The sequence below is a fragment of the Caulobacter sp. FV1ye6ST genome, from assembly GCF_058681225.1.
Genome location: NZ_CM178733.1, coordinates 3,282,211 through 3,301,873, shown reverse-complemented (window position 1 = coordinate 3,301,873; position 19,663 = coordinate 3,282,211). Strand labels below are relative to the sequence as shown.

Annotated in this window: 29 protein-coding genes; 25 read left to right on the top strand and 4 right to left on the bottom strand. The window is 65.6% G+C overall.

Translation table 11 applies throughout. The features are described from left to right. Positions 1-22: 22 nt before the first annotated feature. The 3 genes from ACW175_RS15920 to ACW175_RS15910 all read right to left on the bottom strand — a co-directional run bounded on the left by ACW175_RS15920 (position 23) and on the right by ACW175_RS15910 (position 3,122). Positions 23-496 carry a hypothetical protein gene (locus ACW175_RS15920; protein ID WP_492100999.1) on the bottom strand — a complete coding sequence of 158 codons (474 nt, stop codon included), beginning with the start codon at positions 494-496 and terminating at the stop codon, positions 23-25. Positions 497-1,152: 656 nt separating this feature from the next. Next, positions 1,153-1,458: a UBP-type zinc finger domain-containing protein gene (locus tag ACW175_RS15915; protein WP_492100998.1), complete on the bottom strand. Its 306-nt coding sequence runs from the start codon at positions 1,456-1,458 to the stop codon at positions 1,153-1,155. A gap of 11 nt (positions 1,459-1,469) precedes the next feature. Beyond that, a complete protein-coding gene (locus tag ACW175_RS15910) occupies positions 1,470-3,122 on the bottom strand; it encodes an FAD-dependent oxidoreductase (protein ID WP_492100997.1) in 1,653 nt (550 codons plus the stop codon). 127 nt (positions 3,123-3,249) lie between these two features. Between ACW175_RS15910 and fdhD the strand changes: the two genes are divergently transcribed. From fdhD to ACW175_RS15890, 4 genes are all read left to right on the top strand, one after another. Continuing rightward, positions 3,250-4,065, top strand: a complete 816-nt coding sequence (gene fdhD / locus ACW175_RS15905; protein ID WP_492100996.1) for a formate dehydrogenase accessory sulfurtransferase FdhD — start codon at positions 3,250-3,252, stop codon at positions 4,063-4,065. Beyond that, the gene (locus ACW175_RS15900) at positions 4,065-6,383 is read left to right on the top strand and encodes an FdhF/YdeP family oxidoreductase (RefSeq protein ID WP_492100995.1); all 2,319 of its coding nucleotides are present in this window, start codon (positions 4,065-4,067) and stop codon (positions 6,381-6,383) included. The genes fdhD and ACW175_RS15900 overlap by 1 nt, the downstream gene beginning before the upstream one ends. A gap of 54 nt (positions 6,384-6,437) precedes the next feature. Further along, positions 6,438-7,583 carry a GNAT family N-acetyltransferase gene (locus ACW175_RS15895; RefSeq protein WP_492100994.1) on the top strand — a complete coding sequence of 382 codons (1,146 nt, stop codon included), beginning with the start codon at positions 6,438-6,440 and terminating at the stop codon, positions 7,581-7,583. Positions 7,584-7,695: 112 nt separating this feature from the next. Then, entirely contained in the window at positions 7,696-8,538 is an 843-nt protein-coding gene (locus ACW175_RS15890) for a GIN domain-containing protein (protein WP_492100993.1), read from the top strand. Between the two features lie 83 nt (positions 8,539-8,621). On the opposite strand, the gene ACW175_RS15885 is transcribed toward ACW175_RS15890, so the two are convergent. Beyond that, entirely contained in the window at positions 8,622-9,380 is a 759-nt protein-coding gene (locus ACW175_RS15885; RefSeq protein WP_492100992.1) for an outer membrane protein, read from the bottom strand. Positions 9,381-10,000: 620 nt separating this feature from the next. On the opposite strand from ACW175_RS15885, the gene rpsJ reads away from it, so the two are divergent. The 21 genes from rpsJ to rplO all read left to right on the top strand — a co-directional run bounded on the left by rpsJ (position 10,001) and on the right by rplO (position 19,544). Next, positions 10,001-10,309 carry a 30S ribosomal protein S10 gene (gene rpsJ / locus ACW175_RS15880; RefSeq protein ID WP_004616952.1) on the top strand — a complete coding sequence of 103 codons (309 nt, stop codon included), beginning with the start codon at positions 10,001-10,003 and terminating at the stop codon, positions 10,307-10,309. A gap of 13 nt (positions 10,310-10,322) precedes the next feature. Beyond that, positions 10,323-11,090 (top strand): 50S ribosomal protein L3, encoded by a 768-nt coding sequence (rplC, locus tag ACW175_RS15875; protein WP_099579549.1) that lies wholly within the window; start codon positions 10,323-10,325, stop codon positions 11,088-11,090. Then, positions 11,090-11,728 (top strand): 50S ribosomal protein L4, encoded by a 639-nt coding sequence (rplD, locus tag ACW175_RS15870; protein WP_492100991.1) that lies wholly within the window; start codon positions 11,090-11,092, stop codon positions 11,726-11,728. Before rplC ends, rplD begins: the two co-directional genes overlap by 1 nt. Further along, positions 11,728-12,024, top strand: coding sequence for a 50S ribosomal protein L23 (locus tag ACW175_RS15865; protein ID WP_004616934.1), 297 nt, complete (start codon positions 11,728-11,730; stop codon positions 12,022-12,024). Before rplD ends, ACW175_RS15865 begins: the two co-directional genes overlap by 1 nt. Before the next feature lie 4 nt (positions 12,025-12,028). Further along, complete coding sequence (gene rplB, locus ACW175_RS15860) at positions 12,029-12,868, top strand: 50S ribosomal protein L2 (RefSeq protein WP_099579544.1); 840 nt, start codon at positions 12,029-12,031, stop codon at positions 12,866-12,868. A gap of 3 nt (positions 12,869-12,871) precedes the next feature. After that, positions 12,872-13,150, top strand: coding sequence for a 30S ribosomal protein S19 (rpsS, locus tag ACW175_RS15855; RefSeq protein WP_035049354.1), 279 nt, complete (start codon positions 12,872-12,874; stop codon positions 13,148-13,150). A gap of 3 nt (positions 13,151-13,153) precedes the next feature. Further along, positions 13,154-13,534, top strand: a complete 381-nt coding sequence (gene rplV / locus ACW175_RS15850) for a 50S ribosomal protein L22 (protein WP_047413092.1) — start codon at positions 13,154-13,156, stop codon at positions 13,532-13,534. Continuing rightward, the gene (gene rpsC, locus ACW175_RS15845) at positions 13,534-14,283 is read left to right on the top strand and encodes a 30S ribosomal protein S3 (protein ID WP_099579542.1); all 750 of its coding nucleotides are present in this window, start codon (positions 13,534-13,536) and stop codon (positions 14,281-14,283) included. The genes rplV and rpsC overlap by 1 nt, the downstream gene beginning before the upstream one ends. A gap of 13 nt (positions 14,284-14,296) precedes the next feature. Beyond that, entirely contained in the window at positions 14,297-14,728 is a 432-nt protein-coding gene (gene rplP / locus ACW175_RS15840) for a 50S ribosomal protein L16 (protein ID WP_099579540.1), read from the top strand. Between the two features lie 5 nt (positions 14,729-14,733). Beyond that, positions 14,734-14,925, top strand: coding sequence for a 50S ribosomal protein L29 (rpmC, locus tag ACW175_RS15835; protein ID WP_047413099.1), 192 nt, complete (start codon positions 14,734-14,736; stop codon positions 14,923-14,925). A 10-nt stretch (positions 14,926-14,935) separates the two neighbouring features. Then, on the top strand, positions 14,936-15,175 hold the full coding sequence (rpsQ, locus tag ACW175_RS15830; RefSeq protein ID WP_099579538.1) for a 30S ribosomal protein S17: 240 nt from the start codon (positions 14,936-14,938) through the stop codon (positions 15,173-15,175). A 17-nt stretch (positions 15,176-15,192) separates the two neighbouring features. After that, on the top strand, positions 15,193-15,561 hold the full coding sequence (gene rplN / locus ACW175_RS15825) for a 50S ribosomal protein L14 (RefSeq protein WP_099579535.1): 369 nt from the start codon (positions 15,193-15,195) through the stop codon (positions 15,559-15,561). Continuing rightward, positions 15,561-15,875, top strand: a complete 315-nt coding sequence (gene rplX / locus ACW175_RS15820; protein ID WP_099579533.1) for a 50S ribosomal protein L24 — start codon at positions 15,561-15,563, stop codon at positions 15,873-15,875. The genes rplN and rplX overlap by 1 nt, the downstream gene beginning before the upstream one ends. Then, entirely contained in the window at positions 15,868-16,425 is a 558-nt protein-coding gene (gene rplE, locus ACW175_RS15815; RefSeq protein WP_125159661.1) for a 50S ribosomal protein L5, read from the top strand. The genes rplX and rplE overlap by 8 nt, the downstream gene beginning before the upstream one ends. Positions 16,426-16,446: 21 nt before the next feature. Then, positions 16,447-16,752, top strand: a complete 306-nt coding sequence (gene rpsN / locus ACW175_RS15810) for a 30S ribosomal protein S14 (protein WP_047413112.1) — start codon at positions 16,447-16,449, stop codon at positions 16,750-16,752. Positions 16,753-16,762: 10 nt separating this feature from the next. Then, positions 16,763-17,161 (top strand): 30S ribosomal protein S8, encoded by a 399-nt coding sequence (gene rpsH, locus ACW175_RS15805; RefSeq protein WP_099579526.1) that lies wholly within the window; start codon positions 16,763-16,765, stop codon positions 17,159-17,161. 18 nt (positions 17,162-17,179) lie between these two features. Then, positions 17,180-17,713, top strand: a complete 534-nt coding sequence (gene rplF, locus ACW175_RS15800) for a 50S ribosomal protein L6 (protein ID WP_492100990.1) — start codon at positions 17,180-17,182, stop codon at positions 17,711-17,713. A 3-nt stretch (positions 17,714-17,716) separates the two neighbouring features. Next, positions 17,717-18,067, top strand: coding sequence for a 50S ribosomal protein L18 (gene rplR / locus ACW175_RS15795; RefSeq protein ID WP_013078658.1), 351 nt, complete (start codon positions 17,717-17,719; stop codon positions 18,065-18,067). A gap of 10 nt (positions 18,068-18,077) precedes the next feature. After that, positions 18,078-18,683 (top strand): 30S ribosomal protein S5, encoded by a 606-nt coding sequence (gene rpsE / locus ACW175_RS15790; protein WP_096051657.1) that lies wholly within the window; start codon positions 18,078-18,080, stop codon positions 18,681-18,683. A gap of 3 nt (positions 18,684-18,686) precedes the next feature. Then, entirely contained in the window at positions 18,687-18,872 is a 186-nt protein-coding gene (gene rpmD / locus ACW175_RS15785) for a 50S ribosomal protein L30 (RefSeq protein ID WP_099579521.1), read from the top strand. A gap of 186 nt (positions 18,873-19,058) precedes the next feature. Further along, the gene (rplO, locus tag ACW175_RS15780) at positions 19,059-19,544 is read left to right on the top strand and encodes a 50S ribosomal protein L15 (RefSeq protein WP_099579519.1); all 486 of its coding nucleotides are present in this window, start codon (positions 19,059-19,061) and stop codon (positions 19,542-19,544) included. The last annotated feature ends 119 nt before the right edge of the window (positions 19,545-19,663 follow it).

The following is a 19,663-nucleotide window of genomic DNA, read 5'->3' as shown; positions in this document are numbered from 1 at the left end:
CAATCCTCCCGGAGGAGCTGCTTTATGGCTTCAAGCGCGTTTGCCCGCGGCGCCCCGTCCTGCGGCTCGGGTCGGCGACATCGCTAAGTGGTTCGTTTTGAGCTTTTTCGATTGGGAGACCTAGGGGAGACCAATTCAATTTCCGCCAATGAACTGCAACGAGCAGAGCAACGGCGGCCCAAGGGATAATATCCACGAATACGCCCAGCATAGGATAGTGCTGCGTCCAATCAGGATCACGCAGATAGCGCCTGACAGTCACGCTGCCATAGACGAGGGTGTGGACCAGTACGCTCCAGCGACTGAGGCGGCTGGCGGCGTAGACTTGGTATCCAAGGCCACAGAAGACCGTGACCCGCCAGGACAACTCAAGCGGGTTGATCTGCGCGCTCACCAGCGTGGACGCGATCGCCAGCGCTTGAAGCACCATAAATATCAGCCAAATCGAAATCGCGATCTTGATCGTGAAGGGTACGCGCGTCTTCACAGCGGGCATCTGAAATCCTTTGTCGACGCCAACCTACAGCCCAGACTCGTGGTGGACAAACGGCTCTGCGCAACTTCCGCAATGGGTCGAAAGCGGAGTTTCGTTGGGTCTGCTGTCGATTGACAGTGAGCAGCAATTCCCATCGATGCACGGGAACTGACGCGCACGATCCAAGCAAGATCAACACCTTACCCCCACATCCCACGAGCCCGCTCAAATTCGACGCATCGCCCTCAAAACCTCGCCCATACTTCTCCTTGCCCCGTCGCGGGGGAGGGCGTTCAGCTGGCGACCGAAGGCGCGGCGGGGGTGATCGAGCGGGAAGCGCTGGTCGTGGCCTTCGGGCCGCCCTCGTGACGGATCTGGACGGGTTCCCTGAAACATCGGGACGAAAATCCAGCGGCGAGGGTCGATCGGCGCGGCAGGCGCGGGCTGAAATCGCCCGCGCGGTCCGGAGGGAACGCATCTTCCTCCGCCCGCCGGGGGCCACTGTCGGAAGCGGGTTAAGACCCCGCGCGCCGAAGGCTCACGACCAACGGTCACGCGGAGCGCTCCGGCCTCGGCCGAAACGGTATTTCTCTACCCCATCCTCCGGGCCCTGCCCGGACGCTCCGCCGCCTCCCCAAGCCTGCCGGCTCCACCGGCGGGAGGGCGCCGGCGCGCGCTCAGCCCTCGACGAAGCGCGGGATCGGTCCGACCTGAGGCGTCTGGTCCGGCAATTCGACGAACTCTTCGTCCATGAAGCACCAGCCCCAGCCCTCGGGCGGGTCGTAGCCCTCGATGATCGGATGCTTGGTCGCGCGGAAGTGGGCGGTGGCGTGCTTGCTGGGGCTGTCGTCGCAGCAGCCGACATGGCCGCAGGTCCGGCACAGGCGCAGGTGAACCCACCAGCCGCCGGTCTTCAGGCACTCCTCGCAGCCCTTGGCGCTGGGCGTGACGTGATGGATGGCGTCGCCGTGCGTGCAAGACATCAAAGGGCTCCTCAGGCTTCGGCGAGATAGGCGTGGATGGCGGCGACGGCCTGGGCGCCTTCGCCGATGGCGGCCCCGACGCGCTTGACCGAGCCGGCCCGCACGTCGCCGATCGCGAACACGCCCTTGCGGCTGGTCTGCAGCAGCGGGTGGCCGGGCGCCAGGTCGGCCCCGGTGCGGACGAAGCCGTGATTGTCCAGCTCGACATGGCAGTGGGTCAGCCAGGCGGTGTTGGGCGCGGCGCCGATGAACAGGAAGAGGTGGCTGATCGCCTGGACGGTCTCGACGCCGTCCGGACCGCGCCAGCGCACGGCCGACAGCTGGTTGGGCTTGCCGTCCTCGCCTTCCAGGTCGACGATTGCGCTTTTGACGATGACCTCGATATTGGGCGTGCTCTCGATGCGGTCGATCAGGTAGCGGGACATGGTCGCCGCCAGGCTCTCGCCGCGCACGATCATCCAGACCTTCTTGACCTGGCTGGCCAGGTAGACCGCCGCCTGGCCCGCCGAATTGCCGGCTCCGACCAGGGCGACCTCCTGGCCGGCGCACAGCTTGGCCTCCAGCGGCGAGGCCCAGTAGTGGACGCAGGCGCCTTCGAAGCGATCCAGGTTCTCGACCTCCAGCCGGCGATAACGGGCGCCGCTGGCGATGACCACGGTCTTGGCTTGCGCGGTCTCGCCGCTGGCGAGGGCCAGGCGATAGCGGTGCTGGCCGTCGTCGTCGCAGACCAGCGAGGCGACCTCGTCGGGAATGGCCAGCTCGGCCCCGAACTTCTGGGCCTGGCCATAGGCGCGGCCCATCAGGGCCATGCCGGTGATGCCGGTGGGGAAGCCCAGATAGTTCTCGATCCGCGCCGAGGCGCCGGCCTGGCCGCCAAAGGCGCGGGTGTCCAGCACCAGCACCGACAGCCCCTCCGAGGCGGCGTAGACGGCGGTGGCCAGGCCGGCCGGGCCCGCTCCGACGATGGCGACATCATAGAGGCGGTTGGCGTCGATCGGTCCGACCAGGCCGATGCAGCGGCCCAACTGGTGATTGGTGGGCTTTCGCAGGATCTCGCCGTTCGGACACAGCACGATCGGCAGCTCGCTGTCGTCGACCTGGAAGCGCTCGATCAGCACCCTGGCGCAGTCCATCTGGTCGGGGTCGAGGTGCTGGTAGGGATGGCCGTTGCGCGCCAGGAAGCCCGACAGGCGGATGACCTCCGCGTCGGCTTCGCGGCCGATGATGATCGGGCCGCCGGCCCCGGTCTCGATCAGGCTGACGCGGCGCAGGATCAGGGCGCGCATGATCTGTTCGCCCAATTCGGCCTCGGCGACCAGCACGGCGCGCAGCCGTTCGGGGGCGATCAGCAGGGCCTCGACCTGGGTGAGGGCCTTGACGTCGACCAGGGACGGGCGGCCAGAAAGCTGGGCGATCTCGCCGACGAACTGGCCGGCGTCATGCTCGACGATCGTCTGGTGCTCGTCGTGGGCGTCGCGGCGGCTGATCGCCACCCGGCCGGCCAGGATCACGATCAGGCCGGGCGAGGCGACGCCGGCCGTGGCCAGGGCCGACCCGGCCTCCGCGTGGATCACCTGGCCAAAGCGGCGCAGCCGATCGATCTCGGCCGCCTCCAGCCGGGGAAACATCTGCGCGCGTCGGGTGTCGAAGGTCGTGCCAGCCATGGGGGAGAGATTGCGTCAGGAATGGCCCGCGGTCATCCGCCGAACGATGACGAATTTGAACATTCGTGCCGTCACCTCATCCCATCGGATGGTTTTCTTCCCCTGGCGTCGGGCCTAGGGTCGAGGCATGTCGCGTTCGTCCGCCACCCCACGTCCCGTCCTGCAATGGCGCGCCGGGACTCCCGTCCAGGCCCTCGAGCGGCCCTTGCCGCGCGAGACCGCCGTGGGCCTCTCGTTCGATGGCCGTCCGCATACCGTGCTGATGGCGACGCCGCGGGACGTCGAGGATCTGGCCCTGGGCTTCGTGATCACCGAAGGCATCGCCAGCGCCGCCGACGTGCTGGACATCGTTCGCAAGGACGAAGCGCTGGGCATACTGGTCGATATCCGCCTCGCGCCCGGCGCTCTGGCCAGGAAAGCCCGGCCGCGCAACCTGGAAGGCCGCTCCAGCTGCGGTCTCTGCGGGGTGCAGCGCCTGGCGGACGCCGTTCGGCCGCTGCCGGTTCTGGGCGAGGGCGTTAGGATCGAACACGTCGCCATCCCTCGCGCCCTGGCGGCGCTGGAGGCCGAGCAGGCCCTGGGTCGTCTGACCCGCGCCACCCACGCGGCGGCTTTCTTCAATAGAGAGGGCGGCCTCGTCGCGGTCCGCGAGGACGTCGGCCGGCATAACGCTCTCGACAAGCTGGCCGGAGCCATGGCGCGTGAGAGCATCGATATGTCGAGCGGTTTCGTCGTCGCCACCAGCCGGGCCTCGTTCGAAATGGTCGAGAAGACCGCGCGGATGGGCTGTCCGATCCTGGTCGCGGTCTCGGCCCCGACCGAACTGGCGGTGATCAAGGCGCAGGAGGCCAACCTGACGCTGGTGGCCTTGGCCCGCGCCGACGGCCACGCGGTGTTCGCCGGCGGCGAGCGTCTTATAGAGTCTGAATTGGAGCCGGTCTGATGGCGGACGATAAAGTCGCCCCTAGCAAGGTCGAGGGCGTTCGCCCCTACACCCATCCCGCCGGCGGCTGGGACGCGCTGAAGGCCGTGGCCGGCGCCCTGGTCGACCAGGAGACGGTGGTCGAGGGCGGCAAGACCCTGATGCGGGCCAACCAGCCGGAGGGCTTCGACTGCCCCGGCTGCGCCTGGCCCGACCCCAAGCACACCAGCTCGTTCGAGTTCTGCGAGAACGGCGCCAAGGCGGTGGCCTGGGAGGCGACGACCAAGCGCGCCACGCCGGAGGTCTTCGCCCAGCACACGGTCAGCGAGCTGCTGACCTGGACCGATCACGCCATCGAGGACCTAGGGCGACTGACCCAGCCCATGGCCTACGACCCGGCTGACGACCACTATAAAGCAATCCCGTGGGACGAGGCCTTCGCCCGCGCCGGCGGAGCGTTGAAGGCGCTGGCTCATCCGGATGAAGCGGAGTTCTACGCGTCGGGACGGGCCAGTAACGAGGCCGCCTTTCTCTACCAACTGCTGGGGCGACGGTTCGGGACCAACAATTTCCCGGACTGCTCGAACATGTGCCACGAGCCGACCAGCGTCGGCCTGCCGGACTCGATCGGCCTGGGCAAGGGCTCGGTGACCCTGGAGGACTTCGACCACGCCGACCTGATCCTGTGCTTCGGGCACAATCCGGGCACCAACCACCCGCGGATGATGACCTCGCTGCGCGACGCCAGCCGGCGCGGCGCGACGATCCTGGCCTTCAATCCGCTGAAGGAGCGGGCGCTGGAGAAGTTCGCCGCGCCGCAGGATCCGGTCGAGATGGCGACCCTGAGCTCGACCCCGATCGCCTCGGCCTATTTCCAGCTGAAGATCGGCGGCGACGCGGCCTTCGTGCAGGGCATGATGAAGGCTGTTCTGGCCATGGAGGCCCGCGACGGTGGCGTCCTGGATCGCGCCTTCATCGAGGAGCACACCGCCGGCTTCGAGATCCTGGCCGCCCAGCTCGAGGCCATGGACTGGGCCGATATCGAGGCCGGCAGCGGCATGTCGCGCGAACGGATCGAAGAGGCGGCGGCTGTCTACGCCAAGGCCAAGGCGACCATCCTCTGCTACGGCATGGGCCTGACCCAGCACCGAGACAGCTCCGGCACGGTGCAGCAGCTGGTCAACCTGCTGCTGCTGAAGGGCAATATCGGTCGGGCAGGGGCGGGGATCTGCCCGCTGCGGGGGCACTCCAACGTCCAGGGCAACCGCACGGTCGGCATCTGGGAAAAGCCGTCCACGGCGCTGTCGGATGCGATCCAGACTGTCTTCGGCTTCGACCCGCCGCGCGAGCACGGCCACACGGTGGTCGAGACGATCGAGGCTATGGAAGCTGGCCGGTCCAAGGTATTTCTGGGCCTGGGCGGCAATTTCGCCGTGGCCGCGCCCGACCCGGTGCGGACCTTCGCGGCCATGCGCAAGCTGGACATGGCCATCCATATCGCCACCAAGCCCAACCGCACCCACCTGCTGGTCGGCAAGGACGCGATCCTGCTGCCGTGCCTGGGCCGCACCGAGATGGACGTCCGCGCCGGCGTGCGCCAGTCGGTGACGGTCGAGGACTCGATGTCGATGGTCCACGCCTCGCGCGGCCTCAATCCGCCGGCGTCCGAGCACCTGATGTCCGAGCCGGCGATCGTGTCGGGGATTGCCCACGCGACCTTCGGCGACGATCCGCATGTCGACTGGCTGGGTCTGGCGGATGACTACGACGGCGTCCGCGACCTGATCGCGCGGGTTTTCCCGGGCTTCGAAGACTATAATGACAGGGTCCGCGTTCCGGGCGGCTTCCGCCTGCCGGTCGGGCCGACGGAGCGGATCTGGAAGACGGCCAGCGGCAAGGCCAACTTCCTGCCGTTCGATCCCAAGGGCGGCGACCCGCGCCAGGGCGATCCGGATGTGATGATCCTGACCACCCTACGCAGCCACGATCAGTACAACACCACGATCTATGGACTGAACGACCGCTATCGCGGGGTATTTGGCCGCCGCGACGTGATCTTCGCCAATCCCGACGACATGGCGCGGCTTGGCTTGGCGCAAGGCGACCTCGTCGATCTTGGCGCGGCTTTCGACGAGACCGGGGAGCGGATCGTCCGGGCCTTCACCGTGGTGGCGCGCGACATCCCGCCGGGCTGCCTGGCCGCCTACTATCCCGAGACCAATGTGGTGGTGTCGCTGGATGATCATGACCAGCGCTCGGGCACGCCGGCCTACAAGTCCGCCCCCGTGCGTCTGCGTCCTCACCAGACCGCATGGCAAGGCGCGGGGGCGCGCAACTAAAGCGGTTGTTAGGGGCGGCTCCGTTTAATGCGCCCAACCCAAGGGAGAGGGCGCGTGGGCGTGGACGTCGAGACCGTGGCGGTTTCAGAGCTGGGAGCGGCCGAGCGCGCGCTCTGGAACCGCTTCCGCGAGCAAGACCTCGCCCTGGCCAGTCCCTATTTCGACCTGCGTTTCGTGGAGGCCGCCAGCCAGGTCGCGCCGGGCGCCGGCATCGCCGTCGTTCGCGAGGGCGGGGCGGTGCGCGGCTTCTTGCCGTTCCAGCAGCGGGGCGGTCTGCTGCAGCCGCTGGGCGCGCCGCTCAGCGACTTCCACGGCCTGATCGCCGAGCCGGGCCACTCCATTGGCGCGTTGCTGCCGCACGTTGAAGGCGTCCGCCGGGCGCGGGTCAGTGGCCTGATCGGGGCGCGAGAGGCGGACCGGCCGGGACTGTCGGCTCGCCGCGCCATGGCCGCCGATCTCTCGCGAGGCTTCGACGCCTATCTGGCCGGCCGCGATGCGCGCTTCCTGAAGGACAAGCGCCGCCGCCGCCGCGCCCTGGAGCGCGACCATGGCGCGCTGTCGTTCAGCTTCGAGCGGCCGACGCGCGCTGAGGTCGAGCACCTCGTCGCCCGCAAGCGCGCTCAGCTGGCGCGCACGCACCAGTACGACATCTTCGCCTGCGGCTGGACGGTGGCGCTGCTGCATCGGCTGGCCGAGATCGACGCGCCGGACTTCGGGCTGCGGCTGGCGGTCTTGAAGGCCGGGGGGACGCTCGTCGCCGCCGAGCTGGGCCTGACCTCGGGCGCGCGGCATCATCTGTGGTTCCCGATCTACGAACCGGCCTTCGCCAAGTACTCGCCCGGCAGCCTGATGACGCTCGACACACTGCAGGCCGCCGCCGTGCGCGGCGTCACGCGCGTTGACTTCGGCGTCGACGCCGACGCCTACAAGCGCGACTTCGCCGATCCGGCCGAGGCGGTTTTCGAGGGTCTGATCGAGCGGCGGGTCTCGTCACGCGGCCTGTCGATGCGCGGCTTCGGCGTCTCGCGTCTGGCGCGGCGGTTCGACCGCATCGTGGCCTGCGAGCCAGGTCTCGTTGGACAGATCCGGGGCGGGACCGGCTTCATGGCCGCCATGGCGCGCCGCCACCCCAGGTTGGGCGCCGGCGTCGGTCTGGGGCTGGGTTTGGGACTCGGTCTGGCGGTCCTGATGGTCGACTAGGCGACCCGCGTTATATGACATAGCGGTCATGACCTCGAATTAAGTCGAAACCTTGTCGAGCCCCCGCTAGCTTCCCCTCATCGAACTACACGCAATCGAGGGGAGAACATCGATGCGCGCTCTGACCACCCTGGCCGTTCTGGCCGCCGCCGTCACCGCCGCGGGCGCCGCCCAGGCCGCCCCGTCCGTGAAGATCAAGGATGCCGTCGCCCGCGTTGTGGTCATCCCCGAGAACCGCTCGGACGTGAAGGTCGAGTTCATCACCACAAACGCCAGCCTGCCGCTGAGCGTGCGCCAGAACGGCGACGAGGTGATCGTCGACGGCGACCTGCGCATGAACCGGATCAACAGCTGCAACAGCCGTAACGGCAAGACCTGGGTGAAGGTCCGCGGCGTCGGCGAGGTGTCCTATGACAACTTCCCGCAGATCGCCGTGCGCGTGCCGTTGAACGTCAAGGTCCAGGCCGGCGGCGCGGTGTTCGGCGATATCGGTCGCTCGGACAGCGTCAACCTGGCCAATGCCGGCTGCGGCGACTGGACGGTGGCCAACACCCGGGGCGAACTGCATGTCAGCCAAGCCGGCTCGGGCGACACCAAGGCCGGGACCGCCTCCTCGGTCGAGATCAGCATCGCCGGCTCGGGCGACGTGACGACCCAGGCGGTCTCCGGCGACATGGAAGCCAACATCGCTGGCTCGGGCGACATCAAGGTCGCCAGCATCGCCGGCAAGTTGGAAGGCAACATCGCCGGTTCGGGCAACATCACCGTCCTGGGCGGCCGTAGCCGAATGGTCGAGGTCAATGTGATGGGTTCGGGCGACGTGGCCTTCAACGGCGAAGCCGATGAGGTCGACGTCTCGGTCGCCGGCTCGGGCGACATCCGCATCGCCAAGGTCAACGGCGCTGTCAGGAAGCACGTGGCCGGTTCGGGCGACGTGATCATCGGCGGCCGCTAAGCGCGTCACCCACTCTATATAATAGAGCAAAGGCCCCGGGATCGCTCCCGGGGCCTTCTTCATGTCCAGATGGACGGGGCCGTTTAGCGGACGCCGAAACCAAACAGGTCGCTGGCGGTCGCCAGGTCGGCGCCGGCGCGATCGCGGTCCTTCAGGCTGCCGCCGAACGTGTAGCGGAAGCCGACCTTGACGGCGTCCGAGTTCAGCTTGGCCAGGTCCTTCGACTCGGCGTGGGTGTACTTGGCGAAGGTCGACCAGCCGGTGTTGGCGAACTTGTATTCGCCGCCAGCATTCACGTCCCACAGGTCGGCATTGACGTTGGTGTCGATGCGCGACCAGCCGGCGCCCGCGTTCAGGCGGAAGTTGTCCGACACGAAGTAACGGGCTTCGCCGCGCACGGTGTAGAGGTCGGCGTCCAGGTCGTTCGACTGTCCGTAAGCGACCAGGCCCGTCAGGGTGACGTTGTCCAGGTACTTCTGGGCTTCGGCGCCGACGGCCCACAGGGTGTCGTTCGACGGACGCGACAGGGCGGTGAAGCCGCCGACGCGCACGGTGTCGCCCAGCTTGGTCGTCAGGTGGACGGCGCCCGAGGCGACGGTTTCGTCCGACAGGTCGTTGTCCGAGATCGAAACGTCGCCGTTGGCGGTCACGGTCCAGGCGCTGGCCAGCGGGATGGCGACCGAACCGTCGATGACGGCCGAGGTCCCGTGGTTGCCGCCAGCGCGGGTGTTGACGTCGGCGTAGTTCACGGCGGCGCCGACCGAACCGATGTTTTGAGCGAAGGCCGGGGCCGAGACGGCGGCGGCGATCAAGGCGGCGGTGGCGAAGAGCTTCGTATTCATAGTGGGGTATCCCCTTACACAAGAGTGGCTCACCGACTGGCTGGACGGTCGTTGTTGGGGGGAGGGGCCGCCCAGTCCGTCGGTGAGGGGCGGCATCTATGGAGGTTCGACCTGGGCCTCAAGACCGACGGCGCCGCTTCGGGGCCGATTTATACAAATTTGTGACACTTGCGCGGGAGAGAATTTCGTCTACGCGCAAGCGGGCGCACGTTCTTGCTAGTCATTGAGCGGAATAGGTTAAAAGCCGACCGGCGTTATGTTTTCGAGGGACTTGCGTAGCGGGGGCAGGGCGCCTATTCAGAACCGGCCCGACGAGTCGCGTTCCACAAAGTCGCGATGAGCCGGGCACAGCGCTTGACGAAACCGATTCTGGAACGTACAAGCGCGCCTCTGTTGGACCGGCTGTGAGCTCTAGGGCTCAAACGCGGTTCGCGAGACGCCCGGACATAGCGCCGCAATCCTTCTCTCGAGAGGGGGCGCAATATCTGGACAACCACCCCAGCGGGCAACCGCAGGGGTATTTTGTTTTGCGGACGCTGCGTACGAGCTCTCTCGGGAGTTCGAGTTGGTCTTTGAAATGGTTCGAGACGCGGGCGCAGCCCACTAGGAAACCGAGCGATATGGATCGTCAGAACATCCGCATCCGGCTCAAGGCCTTCGATCACCGCGTGTTGGATCATTCCACGCGCGAGATCGTCAATACGGCCAAGCGCACGGGTGCGACGGTACGGGGACCGATCCCCCTGCCCACGCTTATCGAGAAATTCACCGTCAACCGTTCGCCGCACGTCGACAAGAAGTCGCGCGAACAGTTCGAGATCCGTACGCACAAGCGCGTTCTCGACATCGTTGACCCGACTCCGCAGACCGTGGACGCGCTGATGAAGCTCGACCTGTCGGCCGGCGTTGACGTCGAAATCAAGCTGTAAGGAGGGCCGATCCATGACTCTCCCCACCCAACGCACTGGCATCCTCGCCAAGAAGCTCGGCATGACTCGCTTCTTCGATGAAGCCGGTCAGCATGTGCCGGTCACCGTCCTGTCGCTCGACGGTTGCCAGGTCACCGCTCAGCGCACCGTTGAGAAGGATGGCTACACCGCCCTCCAGCTCGGCGCTGGCGCCAAGAAGGCCAAGAACACCCCGAACGCCATGCGCGGTCACTTCGCGAAGGCGGCCGTCGAGCCGAAGCGCGTCGTCGCCGAATTCCGCGTCGAAGAGAACGCCCTGATCGAAGTTGGCGCCGAACTGACGGCCGACCACTTCGTCGCCGGCCAGAAGGTCGACATCCAAGGCGTGACCGTCGGTAAGGGCTTCGCCGGCGCCATGAAGCGCTGGAACTTCGGTGGTCTCCGCGCCACCCACGGTGTTTCGGTCTCGCACCGCTCGCACGGTTCGACCGGTAACCGCCAGGACCCGGGTCGTACGTTCCCGGGCAAGAAGATGGCTGGTCACCTCGGTCAAGAAACCGTCACCACGCTGAACGTCACCGTTTGGAAGGTGGACGTCGAGCGCGGCCTGATCCTGATCAAGGGCGCCGTCCCGGGTCACGAGGGCAGCTACGTGAAGGTTCGCGACGCCGTTAAGAAGGCTCTGCCCGCCGACGCTCCGCGTCCGGGCGCCTTCCGCAAGGCTGGCGAAGCTGCTCCCGTGGCCGCTGAAACCCCCGCTGAAGAGGCCCCCGCGGCAACGACCGAAGAGGGCGAAGGCTAATGAAACTCGACGTCATCAAGCTTGACGGCGCGAAGGCCGGTTCCGTGGATCTCGACGACGCCATCTTTGGCATCGACGAAATCCGTGGCGACATCCTTCAGCGCGTCGTGACCTGGCAGCTGGCCAAGCGCCGCTCGGGTAACCACAAGATTCAGGTTCGTAACGAGGTCTCTCGTACGAGCAAGAAGATGTACAAGCAAAAGGGCACCGGCGGCGCTCGTCACGGCTCGCGTCGTGCGGCTCAGTTCGTCGGCGGCGCCAAGGCCCACGGCCCTGTCGTCCGCAGCCACGCGTTCGACCTGCCGAAGAAGATCCGGGCCCTGGCTCTGCGCCACGCCCTGTCCTCGAAGGCCAAGGCCGGTTCGCTGGTCGTGCTGGACAGCGTTGTTCTGACCGAAGCGAAGACGGCCGCCCTGCGCGCCACCTTCGACAAGATCGGCCTGAAGAACGCCCTGGTCATCGCCGGGCCGGAAGTGGACGCGAACTTCAAGCTCGCCGCCCGCAACATCCCGAACGTGGATGTCCTGCCGAACGCCGGCCTGAACGTCTACGACGTGCTGCGTCGCCGGACCCTCGTCCTGACCAAGGACGCGGTCGAAGCGATCTCGGCGCGTTTCGCTGAGAAGGAAGCCGCCTAATGGCCGCCACCGCTCGCCACTACGACACGATCCTGTCGCCGGTGATCACTGAAAAGACGACTCTGCTCTCGGAGCAGAACAAGGTTGTCTTCAAGGTGGCCAACGACGCGACCAAGGACGAAATCGCCGCCGCCGTCGAAGAGCTGTTCAAGGTCAAGGTCACGAAGGTGAACACCATCGTCACCAAGGGCAAGACCAAGCGCTTCCGCGGCATCGTCGGGCGTCGCAACGACGTCAAAAAAGCGATCGTGACCCTGGCCGACGGCCAGTCGATCGACATCACGACGGGGCTCTAATCAGATGGCCTTGAAGCATTTCAACCCGACCAGCCCCGGCCAGCGCGGCCTGGTGCTGATCGACCGCAGCGAACTTCACAAGGGCAAGCCCGAGAAGAAGCTCGTTGAAGGCCTGACCAAGTCGGGCGGTCGCGGCGGCAATGGCCGTATCGCGGTCCGTTTCCGCGGCGGCGGCGCAAAGCGCCTGTACCGTCTGGTCGACTTCAAGCGTCGTAAGCAAGGCACGGCCTCGGTCGTTCGTCTCGAGTACGATCCGAACCGCACCGCCTTCATCGCCCTGATCAAGTATCAGGCCGATGGCGAGCTGTCGTACATCCTGGCCCCGCAACGCCTGAAGGTTGGTGACGAAGTCGTCACCGGCGAGAAGGTCGACGTGAAGCCGGGCAACGCCTCGCCGCTGCGCACGCTGCCGATCGGTACGATCATCCACAACATCGAGCTGAAGCCCGCCAAGGGTGGCCAGATCGCCCGTTCGGCTGGCGCCTACGCCCAGCTGGTCGGCCGTGACGCCGGCTACGCCCAGATCCGCCTGAACTCGGGCGAGCTGCGCATGGTGCTCGATACGTGCATGGCCACCGTCGGCGCCGTTTCGAACCCCGACCACATGAACCAGAACCTCGGCAAAGCCGGTCGTTCTCGTCACATGGGCCGTCGCCCGCACGTCCGCGGTGTCGCCATGAACCCGGTCGACCACCCCCACGGTGGTGGTGAAGGTCGTACCTCGGGCGGCCGCCACCCGGTGACCCCGGCTGGTAAGCCGACCAAGGGCGCCAAGACCCGCGTCAACAAGGCGACGGACAAGTTCATCATCCGTTCGCGCCACAAAGCGAAGAAGGGCCGCTAAGCCATGACCCGCTCCGTCTGGAAAGGCCCGTTTGTCGACGGGTACCTCCTGAAGAAGGCCGACGCCGCTCTGTCGTCGGGCCGCAAGGACGTCATCAAGACCTGGTCGCGTCGTTCGACCATCATGCCGCAATTCGTCGGCCTGGTGTTCGGCGTGCACAACGGCCAGAAGCACGTCCCCGTCTCCGTGTCGGAAGACATGGTCGGCATGAAGTTCGGCGAGTTCGCTCCGACCCGTAACTTCCCCGGCCACGCCGCCGACAAGAAGGCGAAGAGGAAGTAGGCCATGAGCCAAGCTAAACAACCTCGCCGCCTGCCGGCCAACGAAGCGATGTGTAAGGTTCGCACCTTGCGCACCAGCGCTCGCAAGCTGAACCTGGTCGCTCAGTCCATTCGTGGCCTGAACGTCCAGCGCGCTCTCAACGAGCTCGAGTTCAGCCACAAGCGTATCGCTCAGGACGTCCGCAAGGCGCTGTACTCGGCGATTTCGAACGCCGAGAACAACCACAACCTCGACATCGACTCCCTGGTCGTCGCCGAGGCCTATGTGGGCAAGAACCTGATCATGAAGCGTTTCTCGCCCCGCGCCCGCGGTCGCGCGACGCGCGTCGAGAAGCCGTTCTCCGAGATCACGATCGTGGTCCGCGAACTGGGTGAGGCCGCCTAATGGGTCAGAAAGTCAATCCGGTCGGGCTGCGGCTCGGCGTAAACCGCACCTGGGACAGCCGTTGGTTCGCCGACGGCGCCCAGTACGGCAAGATGCTGCACCAGGACCTCGCGATCCGCGCCAACCTGAAGAAGCGCCTGTACCAAGCTGGTGTCTCGCGCATCATCATCGAGCGTCCGCACAAGAAGTGCCGCATCACGATCTATGCCGCCCGTCCGGGCGTCATCATCGGCAAGAAGGGCGCTGACATCGACAAGCTCCGCAAGGACCTGTCGATCCAGACCGAGGGCGAAGTCCACCTGAACATCGTCGAGATCCGCAAGCCGGAAACCGACGCTCAGCTGGTGGCCGAGTCGATCGCTCAGCAACTCGAGCGCCGTATCGCTTTCCGTCGCGCCATGAAGCGTTCGATCCAGTCGGCCGTGCGTCTCGGCGCCAAGGGCATCCGGATCAACGTCTCGGGCCGCCTCGGCGGTGCGGAAATCGCTCGTATGGAATGGTATCGCGAAGGTCGCGTGCCGCTTCACACGCTGCGCGCCGACATCGACTTCGGTTTCGCTCAAGCCAAGACGACCTATGGCATCATCGGCGTGAAGACCTGGATCTTCAAGGGCGAGGTGCTGGAGCACGATCCGATGGCGCTCGACAAGCGTCTCGCCACTGAGTCCGGCCCGGCCGGCGAAGGTGGTGGGCGTGAGCGCGGCGATCGTCCCGACCGGGGCGACCGCAACCGTCGCGATCGCGGTTAAGGATTAGATCGCTATGCTGTCTCCGAAAAAGACCAAATTCCGCAAGCAGTTCAAGGGCCGCATCCACGGCACTTCGAAGGGCGGCACCATGCTGAACTTCGGTTCGTACGGCCTCAAGGCCGTCGAGCCGGAACGCATCACGGCCCGTCAAATCGAAGCCGCCCGTCGCGCCATCACCCGCCAGATGAAGCGTCAAGGCCGCGTCTGGATCCGTATCTTCCCCGACGTGCCGGTCACCGGCAAGCCGGCCGAAGTCCGGATGGGTAAGGGTAAGGGCGCCGTGGATTATTGGGCCGCTCGCGTGGCTCCAGGCCGCATCATGTTCGAAATCGACGGCGTGCCGGACGATATCGCGCGTGAAGCGCTCCGCCTGGGCGCCGCCAAGCTGCCGATCCGCACTCGTGTTGTCACCCGCATCGATGCGGGCGTGGCCCAGGAGGCTTGAGGCTCATGAAGATCGCTGACATCCGGGGCCTGACCCCCGACCAGCTGGCCGACACCCTGATCAGCCTGAAGAAAGAGCAGTTCAACCTGCGCTTCCAGGCCGCGACGGGCCAGGTCGAGAAGACCCACCGCGTCAACGAGATCCGCAAGGATATCGCGCGGATCAAGACCGTGCTGCGCGCCAAGGCCGCGGCTTAAGGAGAACGATATGCCCAAGCGTATCCTCGAAGGGGTGGTCGTCTCCGATAAGGGCGACAAGACCGTGGTGGTGAAGGTCGAACGGACCATCGTTCACCCGGTTCTTAAGAAGATCGTGCGTCAGTCCAAAAAGTACCACGCGCACGACGAATCCAACGCGTACAAGGCCGGCGAAGCTATTCGCATTGTCGAGTGCGCTCCGAAGTCCAAGCTGAAGACCTGGGAAGTGCTTCCCAAGGCTTCGGCTTAATCTGGAAGGTTTAGACCATGATCCAGATGCAAACTAACCTGGAAGTCGCTGACAATTCTGGCGCTCGCCGGGTCATGTGCATCAAGGTGTTGGGCGGCGCAGGCCGTCGCTACGCCAGCGTGGGCGACGTCATCGTCGTCTCCGTGAAAGAAGCCATCCCGCGTGGCCGCGTGAAGAAGGGTGACGTGCTTCGCGCCGTCGTCGTTCGCGTTAATCAAAATCTGAAGCGCAAGGATGGCTCGGTCATCCGCTTCGATAAGAACGCCGCGGTCATCGTGAACAAGTCGAGCGAGCCGGTCGGCACGCGGATCTTCGGCCCGGTTCCTCGTGAACTGCGCGCCAAGAACCACATGAAGATCATCTCCCTCGCTCCGGAGGTGCTGTAATGGCCGCTAAGATCAAGAAGGGCGACCGCGTCGTCGTTCTGGCTGGCAAGGACAAGGGCAAGCAAGGCGCTGTGACCCAAGTCCTGCCGAAGGACAACCGCGTGGTCGTGGAAGGCGTGAACATGGTTTCGCGTCACACCAAGGCGACCCAAGCCGACCCGCAAGGCGGCATCAAGCAAAAGGAAGCCGCGCTGCACGTCTCGAACGTCGCCATCGTGGACTCCAACGGCAAGCCCACCCGCGTCGGCTTCAAGATCGAAGGCGACAAGAAGGTGCGTGTCGCCAAGACGACCGGCGAGGTGATCAATGGCTGATCAAGCTTATGAGCCCCGGCTGAAGACCGTTTATCGCGAGCGCATCCGCGCCGCGATGAAGGAGCAGTTCGGTTACACCAACGAGATGCAGATCCCCAAGCTGGACAAGATCGTCCTGAACATGGGTATCGGCGAGGCCGTGGCCGACTCCAAGAAGGCCCAGGTCGCTCTGAAGGACCTGCAGGCGATCGCCGGCCAAAAGCCCGTCGCCACCAAGGCCCGCAAGTCCATCGCCGGCTTCAAGCTGCGCGAAGGCATGGTGGTCGGTGGTAAGGTCACCCTGCGCAAGGATCGGATGTACGAGTTCCTGGACCGCCTGGTCACGATCGCGCTTCCGCGCGTGAAGGACTTCCGTGGTCTGAACGGCAAGAGCTTCGACGGCCGTGGCAACTACGCCATGGGCCTGAAGGAGCACCTGGTGTTCCCGGAAATCAACTATGACCAGATCGAGCAGATCTGGGGCATGGACATCATCGTCTGCACCACTGCGAAGTCCGACCAGGAAGCCAAGGCTCTCCTGAAGGAATTCCAGTTCCCGTTCACGAATTAAGAGCGGGCAGGGAAAAGCACCATGGCAAAGAAAAGCGCCGTCAACCGCAACGAAGCCGTCAAGGCCCTCGTCAAGAAGTTCGCCGAAAAGCGCGCCGCGCTCAAGGCGACCGCCAACGACGAAAGCCTGCCGCTCGAGGAACGCTTCGAGGCTCGCCTCAAGCTCGCCAAGCTGCCCCGCAGCAGCTCGGCGATCCGCATCCGCAACCGCTGCGAAGTCACGGGCCGTCCGCGCGCCTACTACCGCAAGCTGAAGATGAGCCGTATCGCGCTCCGCGAACTGGGTTCGCAGGGTCAGATCCCCGGCCTCGTCAAGTCGAGCTGGTAAGGACGATCAGATGTCGATGAACGATCCCCTGAGCGACCTGATCGCTCGCATCAAGAACGCCGCCACGCGCAAGCGCAACAAGGTCTCGACGCCGGCTTCCAAGCTGCGCGCTCGCGTCCTCGACGTGCTGGCCGATGAAGGCTACATCCGTGGCTACTCGCTGATCGAGAAGCCCGGCGCGTTCCCCGAATTCGAGATCGAGCTCAAGTACTTTGACGGTGAGCCCGTGATCGCCGAAATCAGCCGCGTGTCCAAGCCTGGTCGCCGCGTCTACTCGTCGATCAAGGACCTGAAGCCGATCAAGAACGGCCTGGGCATCTCGATCCTTTCGACGCCGAAGGGCGTCATGTCGGACACCGCTGCACGCGACGCTAACGTCGGCGGCGAAGTCCTCTGCCGCGTCTACTAGGCGCGGGAGGGAAAGAGCATGTCACGTATCGGTAAGAAAGCCGTCGCAATCCCCTCGGGCGTCACCCTGACGCTCGACGGTCAGACGGTCACGGTAAAGGGCCCCAAGGGCCAGCTGTCGTGGACGATCGCCGACGAAGTCGAAGTCAAGCAAGAGGGCGCTGAGCTCCTTCTGACTCCGCGCGTCGACACGAAGCGCGCCAAGGGCATGTGGGGCCTGTCCCGCACTCTGGTCGCCAACATGGTGCATGGTGTCACCGCCGGGTTCGAGGAAAGCCTCGAACTGGTCGGCGTTGGTTACCGCGCGGCCATGAAGGGCACCGCCCTGAGCCTCCAGCTCGGTTTCAGCCACGACGTGGACGTTGAGGCTCCGGCCGGCGTCACCTTCGCTGTGCCGAAGCAGACCGAAATCAAGATCGCCGGCATCGACAAGCAGGCGGTTGGTGAGATTGCCGCGAAGATCCGCCGCATTCGTCCGCCGGAGCCCTACAAGGGCAAGGGCGTGCGTTATGCTGGCGAGAAGGTTCGCCGCAAGGAAGGCAAGAAGAAGTAAGCCATGGCGCTCTCTCCTCGTGAATCGGCGGCCAAGCGCGCTCAGCGCGTTCGCACCCGCCTCAAGAGCCTCGCCAACGGTCGCCCGCGTCTGTCGGTCTTCCGTTCGTCGAAGAACATCTACGCCCAGGTCATCGATGATGAACGCGGCGTGACCCTGGCGTCGGCTTCCACTCTGGAAGCTGAAGGCAAGGGCGCGGACAAGGATGCCGCTGCCGCTGTCGGCAAGCTCGTCGCCGAGCGCGCCATCGAAAAGGGCGTCAAGGACGTCGTCTTCGATCGTGGTGGTTACATCTTCCACGGCCGGGTGAAAGCCCTGGCCGACGCCGCGCGCGAAGCCGGCCTGAACTTCTAAGGGAAACAGAATGGCTCGTGGTGAACAACAGCGCGGTGAAGGCGGTCAACGCCGTGACCGTCGCGACCGCAACGCCCCCGAAGAGCGGGTCGACAGCGACATCGTCGAAAAGCTCGTCCACATCAACCGCGTCGCCGCCACCGTGAAGGGTGGCCGTCGCTTCAGCTTCGCCGCTCTGATGGTCGTTGGCGACCAAAAGGGCCGCGTCGGCTTCGGTCATGGCAAGGCGCGTGAAGTGCCGGAAGCCATCCGCAAGGCGACCGAAGAAGCCAAGAAGACGATGATCCGCGTCCCGCTTCGCGAATCCCGCACCCTGCACCACGACGGCGCTGGCCGTTGGGGCGCTGGCAAGGTGATGATGCGCGCGGCGCCTCCCGGCACCGGCGTCATCGCCGGCGGTCCGATGCGCGCGGTTCTCGAAACCCTGGGTGTCCAGGACGTCGTGGCCAAGTCGACGGGTTCCTCGAACCCGTACAACATGGTTCGCGCCACGTTCGAGGCCCTGAAGGTCCAGTCGTCGCCCCGCCAGATCGCCGCCAAGCGCGGCAAGAAGGTTGGCGACATCCTCGGCCGTCGCGCCGACGGCGCTTCGTCGCCGGAAGCCATCGAGGGCTAAGTCATGGCTGAAGCTAAGCAAGTCACGGTCCGCCAAACGGGCAGCCCGATCCGTCGTGAAAAGGACCAGCGCGCCACGCTCGCCGGTCTGGGTCTCAACAAGCTGGGCCGTACGTCCACGCTGGAAGACACCCCGTCGGTCCGCGGCATGATCCGCAAGGTCGCGCACCTGCTGGAAATCGTCGAGTAGTCCGCTACGCGATGACGGAATACGCCACCCCGGTGAAAGCCGGGGTGGTTTTCGTTTGAAATCCTGTTTGGCCCAAACTCATTTCACCATTGAGTTTTGGGGCGTTTTAGGGTTTTAAGCGCGCTCTGATTTTTGCAAGCCGAGTCCAGCCGCTGGCTGGGCGCAGATCTCCAAGGAGAGGCACATATGACCAAGCTGAATGAACTGGCCCCGCAGGAAGGCTCGACCAAGAACCGCATGCGCGTCGGCCGTGGCCCGGGTTCGGGCAAGGGCAAGACCGCCGGTCGCGGTGTGAAGGGCCAGAAGGCGCGCTCGGGCGTCGCCATCGCCGGCTTCGAAGGCGGCCAGATGCCGCTGCACATGCGTATGCCTAAGCGCGGCTTCAACAACCCCTTCCGCCTCGAGTTCGCCGAAGTGAACCTGTGGCGCCTGGAACAAGCCGTCGCCGCTGGCAAGTTCAAGGCCGGCGCCGAACTGGCGCCCGCCGACCTGGTCGCCGCCGGCGTCATCCGTCGTGAACTCGACGGCGTGAAGCTGCTGGGCAAGGGCGAGATCAAGACCGCCCTGAAGCTGACCGTCTACTCGGCCACGGAAGCCGCCATCAAGGCCGTCGAGGCCGCTGGTGGTTCGGTCACCGTGACCAAGAAGGCCAAGGCGGAAGCCGAAGCCTAAGACCATATGTCATCCCGGTAAGCGCCTGGCGCTCTCAGGGACTTCGTTTCGACCGGGATGACAGAAATAGGGGGCTCGCCGTGACATCGCGGCGAGCCTCACCTATTTGTGGCCTCTAC